The sequence below is a fragment of the Amnibacterium setariae genome, assembly GCF_003581425.1.
Lineage (GTDB): Bacteria > Actinomycetota > Actinomycetes > Actinomycetales > Microbacteriaceae > Amnibacterium > Amnibacterium setariae.
Genome location: NZ_QXTG01000001.1, coordinates 384,707 through 399,456 on the forward strand (window position 1 = coordinate 384,707; position 14,750 = coordinate 399,456).

A 14,750-nucleotide genomic window follows, 5' to 3' on the forward strand; every position below is an offset into this window, starting at 1 on the left:
ATGACGACCCCGGCAGCGCCGCCGAGGAGCCGGTACGTCGACGGCCTCTGGCACCGCCTCCACCCGGCGACGCCCCTGCTGCGCGGCGGCATCGGCCTCGTCGCCGTCCTGATCTACGTGGCGGGCAACCTCCGCGAGCGGCTCGTCGCCTGGGTCTTCGGCCTGCCGGACGTCAGCGGCGACCCGGTCGACGAGATCGGGCGCCACCACCTCGTCGGCCAGGCGAGCCTCGTCGTGCTCGGGGTGATCGTCGTGGGCATCGGCCTGTTCTACGTGTCGTGGCGCAACAGCGAGTTCCGGATCGACGGCGACGCCGTCACGGTGCGCTACGGCGTGCTCCTCCGCCGCACCCGCACCGCGAAGCTCGACCGGATCCAGGGCGTCACGATCCAGCGGCCCCTGCTCGCGCGCATCGTCGGCGCCGCCCGCGTCGAGCTCGACGTCGCCGGGCAGAACGCGAACGTCCGGCTCGAGTACCTGTCGAACCCCGCGGCCGAGGACCTGCGGCGCGATGTGCTCGTGCTCGCGTCCGGACGTCGCGAGGAGCAGCGCGCACCGGAGGAGGGCGTCGAGGCGGCGGTGCTCGCGGAGCCGGGGCGCCCCGTCGTGCGCGTCACGCCCGGGCGGGCGATCGGCTCGGTGGTGCTCTCCGAGACCCTGGTCGTGCTCGTGATCGTCGCGGGCGTCGTGATCCCGGTGCTCGGGGCGTTCGGGATGGCCGCCGTCGCGACCGTGTCGTTCGTGCCGCTCGTGATCGGCTCGATCACGGTCCTGATCCGCCGGGTCGGGCGCAACCTGCGCTTCTCCGTCGAGTCCACCGCCGACGGCGTGCGCGTCGCGTCCGGCGTCGTCAGCACGAGCACGGAGGCGCTCCCGCCCGGCCGCGTGCACGCGCTGCGCATCGAGCAGCCGCTGCTCTGGCGCCCCCTCGGCTGGTGGCGCGTCTCGGTGAACCGCGCCGGCCACGCGGCCGGCCGCCGGAACGCGGACTCGGAGCGCTCGCTGGCGCCCGTCGCGACGACCGCCGAGGTGCTGGAGCTCCTGCCGCTGCTCGTCCCGGACCTCGCGGACGACCCCGAGGTGCTGATGGCCGGCCTCGTCGGGCGCGGCGACGGCCAGGACTTCACGCCCGCACCGCGGCGTGCGGCGTGGCTGCGCCCGCTCGCCTGGCGACGGACCGGCTTCCGCCTCACCCGCCACTCGGTGCTGGCGCGCGGCGGGCTCCTCCACCGGGAGCTCGTCGTCGTCCCCGACGCGCGGATGCAGAGCGTGTCGCTCAAGCAGGGCCCGGTCGAACGGCTGCTGCGCGTCGCGACCGTGCACCCGCACGTCGTGGGCGGGCCGGTGAGCACGCGGCTGCGGCTCGTCGACGTCGACCGCGCGCAGCGGCTCTTCCTCGAGCTCGAGGAGATCGGCGCGGGCGCCCGCCGCTCCGACGTCTCGCACCGCTGGGGCGACGGGGGGACGGCCCCGTGAGGCCCGCCGGACGGCTCGGGGTCGGTGTCGTCGGCGCAGGGCGGGTGGGTCCGGTGCTCGGCGCCGCCCTCGCGGGTGCGGGGCACGCGCTCATCGGCATCGCGGCGGTCTCGCAGCAGAGCCGCGACCGCGCCGACGCGATGCTGCCCGGCGTCCCCGTGCTGACCGTGCCGGAGGTGGTGGAGCGCAGCGAGCTCGTGCTGCTCGCGGTGCCCGACGACGAGTTGCCCGGGCTCGTCGACGGGCTCGCGGAGGCGGGCGTCTGGGTCGGCGGCCAGCTCGTCGTGCACACGTCCCCGCGGTACGGCACGGACGTGCTGCTGCCCGCGGTGCGCCGCGGCGCGATCCCGGTGGCGCTCGCGCCCGCGATGGCGTTCACGGGGACGAGCGTCGACCTGGCACGCCTCCGCGAGGCGCGCTGCGCCGTGACCGCCCCCGCCCCTGTGCTGCCGATCGGGCAGGCCCTCGCGGTCGAGATGGGCTGCGAGCCGGTGGTCGTCGCCGAGGAGGACCGCGCCGCCTGGGCGACGGCGCTCGACGAGGCCGTGCGACCGCTCGAGCAGGCGCTCCGTGCGGCCTCGGCCGCGCTCGCGCGGCTGGGGATCGACGAGCCGGACGCGGTGCTGGGGCCCGTCGCGCGCTCGGCGCTGGAGCGGGCGCTGCTGTCCGCGCGGCGAGCGGGCAGGGAGGACGACGGGGCATGACGACGACGGCCACGACGATCGCGGCGGTGCGCGCCGAGGTGGCGGCGGCGCACGGCCGTGGCGCGCGGGTCGCGCTGGTGCCGACCATGGGCGCCCTCCACGCCGGCCACCTCGCGCTCGTCGCCCGGGCGCGCGAGGTCGCGGACGTCGTCGTGGTCTCCGTGTTCGTGAACCCGCTGCAGTTCGGGCCGAAGGAGGACTTCGCGCGCTACCCCCGCGACCTCGCCGCGGACACCGCGCTGCTCGAGACCGCGGGCGCCGACGTGCTGTTCGCGCCGGACGCCGCCGAGCTGCTGCCGGTCGGCGGCACCGGGATCCGCGTCGCGGCGGGGCCGATCGGCGACGTGCTCGAGGGCCGCATCCGGCCGGGCCACTTCGACGGCGTGCTGACGATCGTGCTGAAGCTGCTGCACGTCGTCGGCCCGGAGGTCGCCGTGTTCGGGCAGAAGGACGCGCAGCAGGTCTTCCTCGTCGGCCGGATGATCGCGGAGCTCGACGTGCCCGTCGCCCTCGAGGTCGTCGGCACCGTCCGCGAGGAGGACGGGCTCGCCCGCTCCAGCCGTAACGCCTACCTCGACGCGCACGGCCGCGCCCTCGCTCGCGCGGTGCCCGCCGCGCTCGACGCCGCCGGGTCCGCCGCCGACCGGGGCGTCGACGCGATGGTCGCCGCGGCGCAGGGCGCGCTCGCGGGGGAGGACGGCGCCGACCTCGACTACCTGGCGGTCGTCGACCCGGCCACGTTCCGGCCCGTGGACGACGGGTATCGTGGCCGTGCCCTCGTGCTCGTCGCCGCCCGGGTCGGCGGAACCCGGCTGATCGACAACCGGTTCGTCCACCTCGGCTGAGCGACGACGCGCCGACCGAGCCGATCAGGAGCACCGCGTGACGGACGTCGCCGCCGACGACACCAACGAGCAGCGCGAGGTCCGGCTCGGTAAGCGCGCCCGGCTGCTCGACCGCGGCGAGGAGGCCTACCCCGTCGCGGTCCCCGTGACGGACACGATCCCGGCCGTCCGCGAGCGGTACGCCGACCTCGCCACCGACACGGCGACGGGCGACGTCGTCGGGCTCGCCGGCCGCGTGGTGCACCTCCGGAACACCGGCAAGCTCTGCTTCGCCGCGCTGCAGTCGGGCGACGGCAGCCGCATCCAGGCGATGGTGAGCCTCGACCAGGTGGGGGAGGAGTCCCTCGTCGACTGGAAGGCGGTCGTCGACCTCGGGGACCAGCTCTTCGTCCGCGGCGAGGTCATCACCTCCCGTCGCGGCGAGCTCTCCGTGCTCGTGCACGAGTGGCGGATCGCGGCGAAGGCGCTGCTGCCGCTGCCGAACCTGCACTCCGAGCTGTCGGAAGAGACGCGGGTCCGCAACCGCTACCTCGACCTCATCGCGCGGCCCGCGGCGCGGACGATGGTGCGCACCCGCGCGACCGCCGTCGCCTCCCTCCGCGCCACCTTCGCCGAGCGCGGCTACATCGAGCTCGAGACCCCGATGCTGCAGACGCAGCACGGTGGTGCCTCTGCCCGCCCCTTCGTGACGCACTCGAACGCGTTCGACACCGAGCTGTTCCTCCGCATCGCGCCGGAGCTGTTCCTCAAGCGCGCCGTCGTCGGCGGCCTCGAGCGGGTGTTCGAGATCAACCGGAACTTCCGCAACGAGGGCGCCGACTCCACGCACTCGCCCGAGTTCGCGATGCTCGAGTCCTACGAGACGTACTCGGACTACAACGGCATCGCCGACCTCGTGCAGGACCTCGTGCAGCGGTCGGCCGTCGCGGTCGGCGGCTCCACGACCGTCACCTGGACGGACGGCACCGAGTTCGACCTCGGCGGCGAGTGGGACCGCATCTCGATGTACCCGTCGCTGTCCGCGGCGGCCGGCGTCGAGATCACGCCGGAGACGCCGCTCGAGGAGCTCGTCGCGCTCGCCGATCGGCTCGAGATCGAGGTCGCGCACCCGATCCGCGGCAAGTACGTCGAGGAGCTCTGGGAGCACTTCGTGAAGCCGGGGCTCGTCAAGCCGACGTTCGTCATGGACTTCCCGGTCGACACCTCGCCGCTCGTGCGCGACCACCGCTCGATCCCCGGCGTCGTCGAGAAGTTCGACCTGTACGTGCGCGGCTTCGAGCTCGCCACGGGCTACTCCGAGCTGACGGACCCGATCGTGCAGCGGCAGCGCTTCGTCGAGCAGGCCGTGCTCGCGGCGGGCGGCGACCCGGACGCGATGCGGGTCGACGAGGAGTTCCTCCGCGCGCTCGAGTTCGGCATGCCGCCGACCGGCGGTCTCGGCATGGGCATCGACCGGCTGCTCATGGCCCTGACCGGCGAGGGCATCCGGGAGACGATCCTCTTCCCGCTCGTCAAGTAGCGGGCGGCCGCCGACCCCGGCGGAGTTCCACCCGATGCCGCCCCGGCGTCACCGGGCGTTCATGTTCGAACCATGTGCTGCTCCTGGCCGCTTCCAAGAGAAGCGGTGCAGCGCGCCGGTCCGGCGCGCGTGAACGAAGGAGCTCGCATGAAGACCCGATCCCGCCGCCTCCTGGTGGCCGGCATCGCCGGCGCCACCGCCGCCGGCGTCGCCCTCGCCGCCGCCCCGCTCGCGACCGCCGACGAGGCCGGTCGCCACCACGGCAACCACCGCAGCGTCATCTTCGTCAACGGCGACGGCATGAGCGCTGCGCACCGCGAGGCCGCGCGCCTGAACCTCAAGGGACGCTTCGGCCAGCTGGAGATGAACAAGCTGCCCGCCGCCGGCTTCGAGGCGACCACGCCCGACGACCCGAGCACCGTCATCACCGACTCCGCCGCGGCAGCGACGGCGTGGGCGACCGGGAAGAAGACCTACAACGGCGCGATCAGCGTCGACCCGTCCGGCAAGGCGCTCACCTACCTCGGCGCCGAGGCGAAGAAGGCGGGCAAGGCGACCGGCCTCGTCACGACCGCCCAGGTGACGGACGCCTCCCCGGCGGCGTTCTTCTCCAGCACGGCGCAGCGCAGCCAGCAGAGCGAGATCGCGCGCCAGTACCTCGAGGTGAGCAAGCCCGACGTGATCCTGGGCGGCGGCGAGGACTGGTGGTACCCGGCCGGGAACCCCGGGGAGTTCCAGGACAACCCGGCCAAGGACCCGACCGAGCAGAGCAAGAGCACGGCGGGCGACCTCGTCGCGAAGGCGAAGTCGAAGGGCTACCAGTACGTCTCGAGCCCTGAGCAGCTCGCGAAGGCGAAGAGCGGCAAGCTGCTCGGCCTGTTCTCGAACGAGGAGATGTTCGAGCAGCGCCCGGAGGGCGAGGGCGACCTCTACGCGCCGAAGCCGACGCTGCAGGCGATGACGGAGAAGGCGCTCAGCACCGTCTCGAAGAACAAGAAGGGCTTCTTCCTGTTCGTCGAGGAGGAGGGCGTCGACGAGTTCTCGCACGAGAACAACGGCGAGAAGATGCTGAAGGCGATGGCCGCCCTGGACCAGACGGTCGGGATGCTGCGCAAATACGTCGCGAAGCACCCGGACACGCTGCTCGTCGTCACGGGCGACCACGACTGCGGCGGCCTGACCGTCGAGGACACGGGCACCACGGACGAGTCCGGCGACGGCATCTCCGCCGAGGACGGCCCCTTCACGGTGGCCGGCAGCAAGTACACGTTCGACCTGGACTGGACCACGAGCGGCCACACCGGCGTCCCGACCCCCGTCACCGCCGCCGGCTACGGCGCGAGCGGTCTCGTCGGCTCGTACCAGAACACCCACGTGCACACCGTGCTGCGGAACGTGCTGCTCGGTCGCTGACCGACCCGGTCGAAGGGGTCCGCGCCACCGGCGCGGGCCCCTTCGTCGTCCCCGCGGGTGATCCGCCCCGCCCGCTTCTTCCGCTGGTCGAGGTGCGAGGGCAGCGAGCCTCGAGACCACGAGCCCGCGGCGCCGCTCTTCGCGATCCACCCCGCGGGCGCCTTGAGACCGGAGGCCCGACGTAGGCTGGACCCGTGGGAGCGATCGGCGGCTGGGACGAGGGCCTGTGGGCGATCGTGCCCACCATCGCGGTGCTCGCCATCTTCTGGTTCGCCCTGCGCGCGATCCTCCGCGCCGATCGCACCGAGCGCGAGGCGCAGGCCCGCATCGAGGCGGACGAGGACGCGCGGCTGCTCGCCGACGCGCAGCGCCGCGAGGCCGACCGCTCCGCCTGACCCGTCGGGCCGGCTCTGCCGATCCGCTCCTCGGCCCGCCCGTCGCGCCGGCTGCGGACACCTGCATCCGCTGCAGCACGCGCCGGTGACCGCGAGGCGTGTCGCAGCGCGCCGGACCCCCCCCGTTCGGCGGATCCCCGAACTCGTCGCACCCCCTCGCGTCGCACCCCCTCGCGTCGCACTCCGACTGGGATCGTGCGGCCCCCGCGGCCGTCCGCGAGGCTCGTCCCAGTCGCAAGCGCGCCCGGGGCGGGCGGGATCGAGGGGGACGACATGCGCAAGACGGTCTTCGAGCTGTACCTGGCCTGGCTGCTGGTCTTCGGCGGCTCCACGCCGCTGCTCCGCCGCACGGCCTGACCCGCCCGGGCGCTCCGCGGCACCCGCTCGGGGAGCCCCCGGACTGGGCCTCTGTCGCAGCCGTGTGCGACATGCCGCACCGGGCATGCTCCTTCACGGCAGCGGGATCGGGGGATCCGCCGCCGATGGGGGGACACCATGCGCAGAACGCTCATGGCCGGGTTCCTCGCCGCAGCGTTGACGCTCGGCGGGGTGGTCCCGGCGTTCGCGGACGGGACGGGCGGTACGGCGCCCGTCCCGCTCGCGGTCCGCGGCGCGTACCGCGACGGGAGCGTGCTGACGGCCGCGGTCGGCTCGGTCGCCTGGGGCGGCGCGCCGACGGGGACCGCGGTGCAGTGGCTGCGCGACGACGCGCCGATCGCCGGCGCGACCGGCGGGACGCTGCGCCTCCGCGCCGCCGACGTGGGGCACCGCGTCACCGCGCGGGCGACCGCCGTCGTCGCCGAGCAGCCGGTCGTCGCGAAGTCGGCACCGCACGCGGTCCAGCCCGGCACCACGTCGGAGCAGCGGCTGCGCACGAGCCTCGCGGCGCTGCTCAAGGCCCTGCCCGGTCGGTACACCGTGGAGGCGCGCGAGCTCGACGGCGGCAGGCGGCTGGTGCGGGTGGCCGCCTCCAAGCACCGCGAGCCGGCCTCGATCTTCAAGCTCTTCGTCGCCTACGGGGTGTTCACCCGCATCGACCGCGGCACGCTCTCCTACGACGACCGCCTCGCGTCCGGGCTCACGGTGCGCACCTGCCTCCGCGCGATGATCGAGCCGTCCGACAACTACTGCGCGACGGACCTGCGGCAGCGGATCGGCACGAAGTGGCTCAACCGCCTGCTGCACGAGCACGGGCTCACCGGGACGACCTTCTGGTACGACGGCCACCGGACGAAGACGACCACCACCGCCGACGTCGCCGCCGTGCTGACACGCCTGGCACGGGGGCAGCTCGTGTCGTCCACGTCGTCGAAGCGCTTCATCCGTCTGCTCGAGACCCAGGTCTGGCGCGAGGCGATCCCGCCGGGGCTGCCCGACGGCGTCCGCCAGGCGTCGAAGCCCGGCACGCTCTGGACGAGCACGGGGCTGGTCGAGACCGACTCGGCGATCGTCTGGGGTCCTCGGTCCCGGTACGTGCTCGTGGTCATGGGCTCGAACGGCGCCACCACCGGCGCGATCACGCGCATCTCGCGGGTCGTGTACCGCGAGCTGCAGGGCCGGGGCGGCCCCTCGTTCGTCTACGACCGGCAGCAGATGCGCGCGACGGGCGCCCTCGTGCTCACCGCCGCGGTGTCGCGCCACTCCCGCGTGCTCGGCCGCTACCGGGCGGGCACGAAGGTGGAGGTGATCGACAGCATGCGCACGCGCTACCTGGTCCGCATCCGCGGGAAGGTCGGCTGGATCGACAACGCGCGGCTCACGCTGCGGCACCCGATCCTCTGAGCCGGGGCGACGCGGGATAAGCCCCGGGCGAACAGGGCCCTGGTGGCCCCGGGGCGCGCCGTAGCCTCGATGCGACGCCGACGGGCATCCCGTCGACCGTCCAGACGTCGCCCGGTCCGTGCCGGGCAAGCGAGGAGCCACAGCATGTTCGAGCGCTTCACCGATCGAGCCCGCCGAGTCGTCGTCCTGGCCCAGGAAGAGGCCAAGATGCTCAACCACAACTACATCGGGACCGAGCACATCCTGCTCGGCCTGATCCACGAGGGGGAGGGCGTCGCCGCGAAGGCGCTCGAGTCGCTCGGCATCTCCCTCGACGCCGTCCGCGAGCAGGTCCAGGACATCATCGGCCAGGGCCAGCAGCAGCCGACCGGCCACATCCCCTTCACGCCGCGGGCGAAGAAGGTCCTCGAGCTGTCCCTGCGCGAGGCGCTGCAGCTCGGCCACAACTACATCGGGACCGAGCACATCCTGCTCGGCCTCATCCGCGAGGGCGAGGGCGTCGCGGCCCAGGTGCTCGTGAAGCTCGGCGCCGACCTCAACCGGGTCCGCCAGCAGGTCATCCAGCTGCTCTCCGGCTACCAGGGCAAGGAGCAGGTCGCCGTGGGCGGCGAGCAGCAGCAGCAGGCGCAGGGGTCGCAGATCCTCGACCAGTTCGGGCGCAACCTCACGCAGGCCGCGCGCGACGGCAAGCTCGACCCGGTCATCGGGCGCGAGAAGGAGATCGAGCGCGTGATGCAGATCCTGTCGCGCCGCTCGAAGAACAACCCCGTGCTGATCGGCGAGCCCGGCGTCGGCAAGACCGCCGTCGTCGAGGGCCTCGCGCAGGCGATCGTCCGCGGCGACGTGCCGGAGACGCTGAAGGACAAGCAGCTCTACACGCTCGACCTCGGCTCCCTCATCGCCGGGTCCCGCTACCGCGGCGACTTCGAGGAGCGCCTCAAGAAGGTGACGAAGGAGATCCGCACCCGCGGCGACATCATCACCTTCATCGACGAGATCCACACCCTCGTCGGGGCCGGTGCCGCGGAGGGCGCGATCGACGCCGCGTCGATCCTCAAGCCGCTGCTCGCCCGCGGTGAGCTGCAGACCATCGGCGCCACGACGCTCGACGAGTACCGCAAGCACTTCGAGAAGGACGCCGCGCTCGAGCGCCGCTTCCAGCCGATCCAGGTGCAGGAGCCGTCGCTGCCCCACGCGATCAACATCCTGAAGGGGCTGCGCGACCGCTACGAGGCGCACCACAAGGTGTCGATCACGGACGGCGCGATCGTCGCCGCGGCGAACCTCGCCGACCGGTACATCTCCGACCGCTTCCTCCCGGACAAGGCCATCGACCTGATCGACGAGGCCGGCGCCCGCCTGCGCCTGTCGATCCTGTCGGCGCCGCCGGAGCTGCGGGAGTTCGACGAGAAGATCGCGCTGGTCCGCGCGGCCAAGGAGGCCGCGATCGAGGACCAGGACTTCGAGAAGGCCGCCGGCCTGCGCGACGAGGAGAAGAACCTCCTCGGCGAGCGCCTGCGCCTCGAGAAGCAGTGGCGCTCGGGCGACGTCAAGACGACCGCCGAGGTCGACGAGGGCCTGATCGCCGAGGTGCTCGCCCAGGCGACCGGCATCCCGGTGTTCAAGCTCACGGAGGAGGAGTCGAGCCGGCTCATCTTCATGGAGAAGGCGCTGCACGAGCGCGTCGTGGGTCAGGAGGAGGCCATCTCGGTCCTCGCCAAGACCATCCGCCGCACCCGCGCCGGTCTGAAGGACCCGAAGCGCCCCTCCGGCTCGTTCATCTTCGCCGGCCCCACCGGCGTCGGGAAGACGGAGCTGGCCAAGGCGCTCGCCGAGTTCCTGTTCGACGACGAGAACGCGCTGATCTCCCTCGACATGTCGGAGTACGGCGAGAAGCACACCGTCTCGCGCCTGTTCGGTGCCCCTCCGGGCTTCGTCGGGTTCGAGGAGGGCGGCCAGCTCACCGAGAAGGTGCGCCGCAAGCCGTTCTCCGTGGTCCTCTTCGACGAGATCGAGAAGGCCCACCCGGACATCTTCAACTCGCTGCTCCAGATCCTGGAGGAGGGGCGTCTGACGGACGGTCAGGGCCGCGTCGTCGACTTCAAGAACACCGTCATCATCATGACGACGAACCTCGGCACGGCTCAGATCTCGGGCGGTCCGGTCGGCTTCGTCGCCGCGGGTGACACCTCGACCGACTACGACCGCATGCGGGCGAAGGTCAACGAGGAGCTGAAGCGCCACTTCAAGCCGGAGTTCCTGAACCGCGTCGACGAGATGATCGTCTTCCCGCAGCTCACCAAGCCCGAGCTGCTGCAGATCGTCGACCTGTTCGTGAAGCGCCTCAGCGACCGGCTGCTGGACCGCGACATGACCGTCGAGCTGACCGTCCCGGCGAAGGAGCGGCTGATCGAGGTCGGGTTCGACCCGGCCCTCGGCGCCCGTCCGCTGCGTCGTGCCGTCCAGCACGAGGTCGAGGACAAGCTGAGCGAGAAGATCCTGCACGGCGAGCTGAACCCCGGCGACCACGTGCACGTCGACTTCGCCGACGGGCAGTTCGTGTTCACGACGAGCAAGCGCGGCGAGCTGGTCGGCGCGACCGCCGGTGCGATCACCGACGGCAGCGAGACCGCGGGCGAGTAGCTCCGCCCGCTCGATCGAAGGGCGCTCCACCGGAAGGGTGGGGCGCCCTTCGTCGTTCCGTCGGCAGGCGTCGCCTGCGCGACGGGGTGGAAGGATGGACGGATGCCCGAGCCGTCGTTCCGCGTCCGCCGGGCCCGCGTGAAGGACGTGCCGCAGATCCAGGCGCTCGTCGCGCCGCTCGTCGAGCAGCGCATCCTGCTCGGCAAGGACGCCGCCGTGCTCTACGCGGCCGTCCAGGAGTTCCGGATCGCGGAGGACGCGGCGACCGGGGCCGTCGTCGGCTGCGGCGCCCTCCACGTGATGTGGGACGACCTCGCGGAGATCCGCACGGTCGCCGTGGACGCCGCCTGGCGGCGGCGGCACGTCGGCCACGCGCTGGTCGAGCGGCTGGAGGACGACGCCCGCGACCTCGGGGTGAACAAGCTCTTCTGCCTGACCTTCGAGGTCGACTTCTTCTCCGCGCACGGCTACGCGCCGGTCGGCGAGGGCATCGTCGGGCCCGACGTGGTGATCGAGCTCGCGCGCTCCGGCGACGAGGGCGTGGCGGAGTTCCTGGACCTCGCGCGGGTGAAGCCGAACACCCTCGGCAATACGCGCATGCTCAAGGTGCTGCCCAGCGCGGACTGACCGTCCGCGCGGCCCGCACGCCCTAGTCTGTGGAGCGCGGCGCGGAGCGCGGACGGGTCGCGGCGATCGCCGATGAGCCGCGCCTCGCCCAGGGAGCGCGTTGACCACCGAACGCCTCGAGTTCTTCGACGCCGCAGCGGTGCTCTTCGACCTCGACGGGGTGCTGACGCCGACCGCCGAGGTGCACATGCGCGCGTGGGCGACGATGTTCGACCGGCTCTTCGCCGAGCGCGGCGTGCAGCCGCCCTACTCCGACGTCGACTACTTCCGGCACCTCGACGGACGCCCCCGCTACGACGGCGTCGCGAGCCTGCTGGCCTCCCGCGGCGTCGAGGTGCCGTGGGGCGACCCGGCCGACCCCGACGACGCGGACACCGTCTGCGGCATCGGCAACCGCAAGAACACCGTCTTCTCCGCCCTGCTCGAGGCCGAGGGCATCGCCGCCTATCCGGGCTCGCTCGCCGTGCTCGACCGCCTCGGTGCCCTCGGGATCCCGGCCGCGGTCGTCTCCAGCTCGAAGAACGCGGGCCCGGTGCTGGCCGCCGCGCACCTGGCCGACCGCTTCCCGGTCGTCGTCGACGGCGTCGTCGCCGCGAGCGAGGGCCTGCCGGGCAAGCCGCAGCCGGACATCTTCCTCGCGGGCGCCGCGCGCCTGCAGGTCGATCCGGCGAACGCGGTCGTCGTGGAGGACGCCGTCTCCGGCGTCGCCGCGGGCCGCGCCGGCCGCTTCGGGCTCGTGGTCGGCGTCGACCGCGGCGTGGGTTCGACGGCGCTCCGCGATGCGGGCGCCGACGTCGTGGTCGGCGACCTCGCCGATCTGCTGGCCGGCCAGGAGGGTGCATCCCGGTGATCGATCGCGACCGCTTCCCCGTCGACGAGTGGCGACTCGTCGAGCGCATCTGGTCGGAGGACCGGATGGGCCTCGGCGAGACGATCTTCACCGTCGCCAACGGCTACCTCGGCATGCGCGGCAACAGCTCGGAGGGCCGCGACGCCCACGAGCACGGCACGTTCATCAACGGCTTCCACGAGGTCTGGCCGATCCGGCACGCCGAGCAGGCGTACGGCTTCGCCGAGGTCGGGCAGACGATCGTCAACGTGCCGGACACGAAGATCATCCGGCTGTACGTCGACGACGAGCCGCTCGTGCTCGACGTGGCCGAGCTGCTCAGCTACGAGCGCTCCCTCGACTTCCGCGACGGCGTCCTGCGCCGCGACCTGCTGTGGCTGACGCCGTCGGGCAAGCGCGTCCGGGTGCGGTCGGACCGCATGGTCTCGTTCGTCGAGCGCCACCTCGCGGTGATGTCGTTCGAGGTCACGGTCGAGAACGCGGACGCGACCGTCGTGCTGTCGAGCCAGATCCTCAACCGGCAGGACGGCGAGGACGAGTTCGGCCGCACGATCCCGGCCGCCCAGGCGACCGGCGCCTTCGACCCGCGCCGTGCGGAGCGGCTCGCGGAGCGGGTGCTGCAGCCCGTCGAGCACTGGCAGCAGGGCGACCGCAGCGTGCTCAGCTACCGGGTCACCCACTCGCACATGACGCTCTCCGTCGCGACGGACCACGTGATCGAGACGGAGAACGAGGTGCGGATGCGCCCCTCGATCGCGCCGGACATCGCGAAGAACGTCTACCAGGTGCGCGCGAAGGCCGGCGTGCCCATCAAGCTCACGAAGTTCGCGGCGTACCACAGCTCGCGCAGCGTGCCGCCGCGCGAGCTGATCGACCGCGGCGAGCGGCTGCTCGACCGCGCCCTCGAGTCGGGCGCGGACGAGCAGCGGCAGCTGCAGCGCGAGTGGCTCGACGCGTTCTGGGAGCGCAGCGACGTCGAGATCGAGGGCCAGCCGGAGATCCAGCAGGCGACGCGCTGGAACCTCTTCATGCTCGCGCAGGCCGCGGCCCGCGCGGACTCGAGCGGCGTGCCGGCGAAGGGGCTCACCGGCAGCGGCTACAGCGGCCACTACTTCTGGGACACCGAGATCTACGTGATGCCGTTCCTCACGTACACGAGCCCGCTGTTCGCCCGGAACGCCCTGAAGATGCGTGAGCGGATGCTGCCCGCGGCCCGGAAGCGGGCGCGGCAGCTGAACGAGGGCGGCGCCCTCTTCCCGTGGCGCACGATCAGCGGCGAGGAGGCCTCCGCCTACTACGCCGCCGGCACCGCGCAGTACCACATCAACGCCGACGTGACCTACGCCGTCGCGAAGTACGTGCGCGCTACCGGCGACGCGGACTTCCTCGCCCGCGGCGCGATCGACATGGTCGTGGAGACCGCGCGGCTCTGGACGACGCTCGGGTTCTGGCGGCACACCGAGGGCAGCTCGTTCCACATCCACGGCGTGACCGGTCCGGACGAGTACACGACGGTCGTGAACGACAACCTCTTCACGAACGTGATGGCCCGCTTCAACCTCCGGTACGCGGCGGAGAGCGTGCGTGTCGTGGCGGACCAGTTCCCGGAGGCGTACGCCCGGATGGTCGAGCGCGTCGGCTTCGACGAGTCCGAGATCGGGGAGTGGGAGCGCGCCGCCGAGGCGATGGTGATCCCCTACTCGAAGGCGTTCACGATCCACCCGCAGGACGCCCACTTCCTCGACCGCGAGGTGTGGGACCTGGAGAACACGCCGGCGGACAAGCTGCCGCTGCTGCTGCACTACCACCCGCTCGTCATCTACCGCTTCCAGGTGCTGAAGCAGGCGGACGTCGTGCTGGCGCTGTTCCTGCTCGCGGACGAGTTCACCGACGAGATGAAGCGCGCCGACTTCGACTACTACGACCCGCTGACGACGGGCGACTCGACGCTCTCCGCGGTCGTGCAGTCGATCATCGCGGCGGAGATCGGCTACCGCGACCTCGCGATGGAGTACTTCGAGCACGCGCTGTTCGTCGACCTCGACGACCTGCACAACAACGCGAGCGACGGCGTGCACGTCGCCTCGACGGGCGGTGTCTGGAGCGCGCTCGTCTACGGCTTCGGCGGCATGCGCGACTCCGGCGGTCACCTCACCTTCGACCCGCGCCTCCCGGCGGACTGGACCTCGCTGAGGTTCCGGCTGCGGTGGCAGGGCAGCCGGCTGCTCGTGACGCTGAGCCGGACCGAGCTCACGATCGCGGTGCAGTCGGGCGGTGACGTCGACCTGTCCGTGCGCGGGGAGAAGTACACGGCGCGCGAGGGGTCCGTGCTGCGCGTCCGGCTGCTCGGCCAGGGCCCGCTCCTGCAGGGGCGGCCGACGGTGCAGCAGTGGGCGAAGACGCGTCGCGACGACGGGTCGCTGCTCACCGCGAGCATCCCGACGGTGCCGGACTGGGACGTGCCCGACGTCGACGGCCAGAGCTGAGTCGGGTGCC

Annotated in this window: 12 protein-coding genes; all 12 read left to right on the forward strand. The window is 72.6% G+C overall.

Annotated elements, in window-relative coordinates; genetic code table 11:
* The 12 genes from D1781_RS01995 (at position 1) to D1781_RS02045 (ending at position 14,740) form a co-directional block, all read left to right on the forward strand.
* The gene (locus D1781_RS01995) at positions 1–1,476 is read left to right on the forward strand and encodes a PH domain-containing protein (RefSeq protein ID WP_119480602.1); all 1,476 of its coding nucleotides are present in this window, start codon (positions 1–3) and stop codon (positions 1,474–1,476) included.
* Positions 1,473–2,180, forward strand: a complete 708-nt coding sequence (locus D1781_RS02000) for a DUF2520 domain-containing protein (protein WP_119480603.1) — start codon at positions 1,473–1,475, stop codon at positions 2,178–2,180. The genes D1781_RS01995 and D1781_RS02000 overlap by 4 nt, the downstream gene beginning before the upstream one ends.
* Positions 2,177–3,025: a pantoate--beta-alanine ligase gene (gene panC / locus D1781_RS02005; RefSeq protein WP_119480604.1), complete on the forward strand. Its 849-nt coding sequence runs from the start codon at positions 2,177–2,179 to the stop codon at positions 3,023–3,025. Before D1781_RS02000 ends, panC begins: the two co-directional genes overlap by 4 nt.
* A gap of 37 nt (positions 3,026–3,062) precedes the next feature.
* Complete coding sequence (lysS, locus tag D1781_RS02010) at positions 3,063–4,544, forward strand: lysine--tRNA ligase (RefSeq protein WP_119480605.1); 1,482 nt, start codon at positions 3,063–3,065, stop codon at positions 4,542–4,544.
* A 147-nt stretch (positions 4,545–4,691) separates the two neighbouring features.
* Positions 4,692–5,957, forward strand: a complete 1,266-nt coding sequence (locus D1781_RS02015; RefSeq protein ID WP_119480606.1) for an alkaline phosphatase — start codon at positions 4,692–4,694, stop codon at positions 5,955–5,957.
* 194 nt (positions 5,958–6,151) lie between these two features.
* Positions 6,152–6,352, forward strand: coding sequence for a hypothetical protein (locus tag D1781_RS02020; protein ID WP_233550924.1), 201 nt, complete (start codon positions 6,152–6,154; stop codon positions 6,350–6,352).
* Between the two features lie 195 nt (positions 6,353–6,547).
* The gene (locus D1781_RS17410) at positions 6,548–6,709 is read left to right on the forward strand and encodes a hypothetical protein (RefSeq protein WP_158589963.1); all 162 of its coding nucleotides are present in this window, start codon (positions 6,548–6,550) and stop codon (positions 6,707–6,709) included.
* 138 nt (positions 6,710–6,847) lie between these two features.
* On the forward strand, positions 6,848–8,134 hold the full coding sequence (locus D1781_RS02025; RefSeq protein WP_147392011.1) for a serine hydrolase: 1,287 nt from the start codon (positions 6,848–6,850) through the stop codon (positions 8,132–8,134).
* A gap of 144 nt (positions 8,135–8,278) precedes the next feature.
* The gene (locus tag D1781_RS02030; protein ID WP_119480608.1) at positions 8,279–10,777 is read left to right on the forward strand and encodes an ATP-dependent Clp protease ATP-binding subunit; all 2,499 of its coding nucleotides are present in this window, start codon (positions 8,279–8,281) and stop codon (positions 10,775–10,777) included.
* A gap of 102 nt (positions 10,778–10,879) precedes the next feature.
* Positions 10,880–11,404, forward strand: coding sequence for an amino-acid N-acetyltransferase (locus D1781_RS02035; protein WP_119480609.1), 525 nt, complete (start codon positions 10,880–10,882; stop codon positions 11,402–11,404).
* Positions 11,405–11,504: 100 nt separating this feature from the next.
* Positions 11,505–12,254, forward strand: coding sequence for an HAD family hydrolase (locus tag D1781_RS02040; protein WP_119480610.1), 750 nt, complete (start codon positions 11,505–11,507; stop codon positions 12,252–12,254).
* Positions 12,251–14,740 (forward strand): glycoside hydrolase family 65 protein, encoded by a 2,490-nt coding sequence (locus D1781_RS02045; protein WP_119480611.1) that lies wholly within the window; start codon positions 12,251–12,253, stop codon positions 14,738–14,740. Before D1781_RS02040 ends, D1781_RS02045 begins: the two co-directional genes overlap by 4 nt.
* Positions 14,741–14,750: the final 10 nt, after the last annotated feature.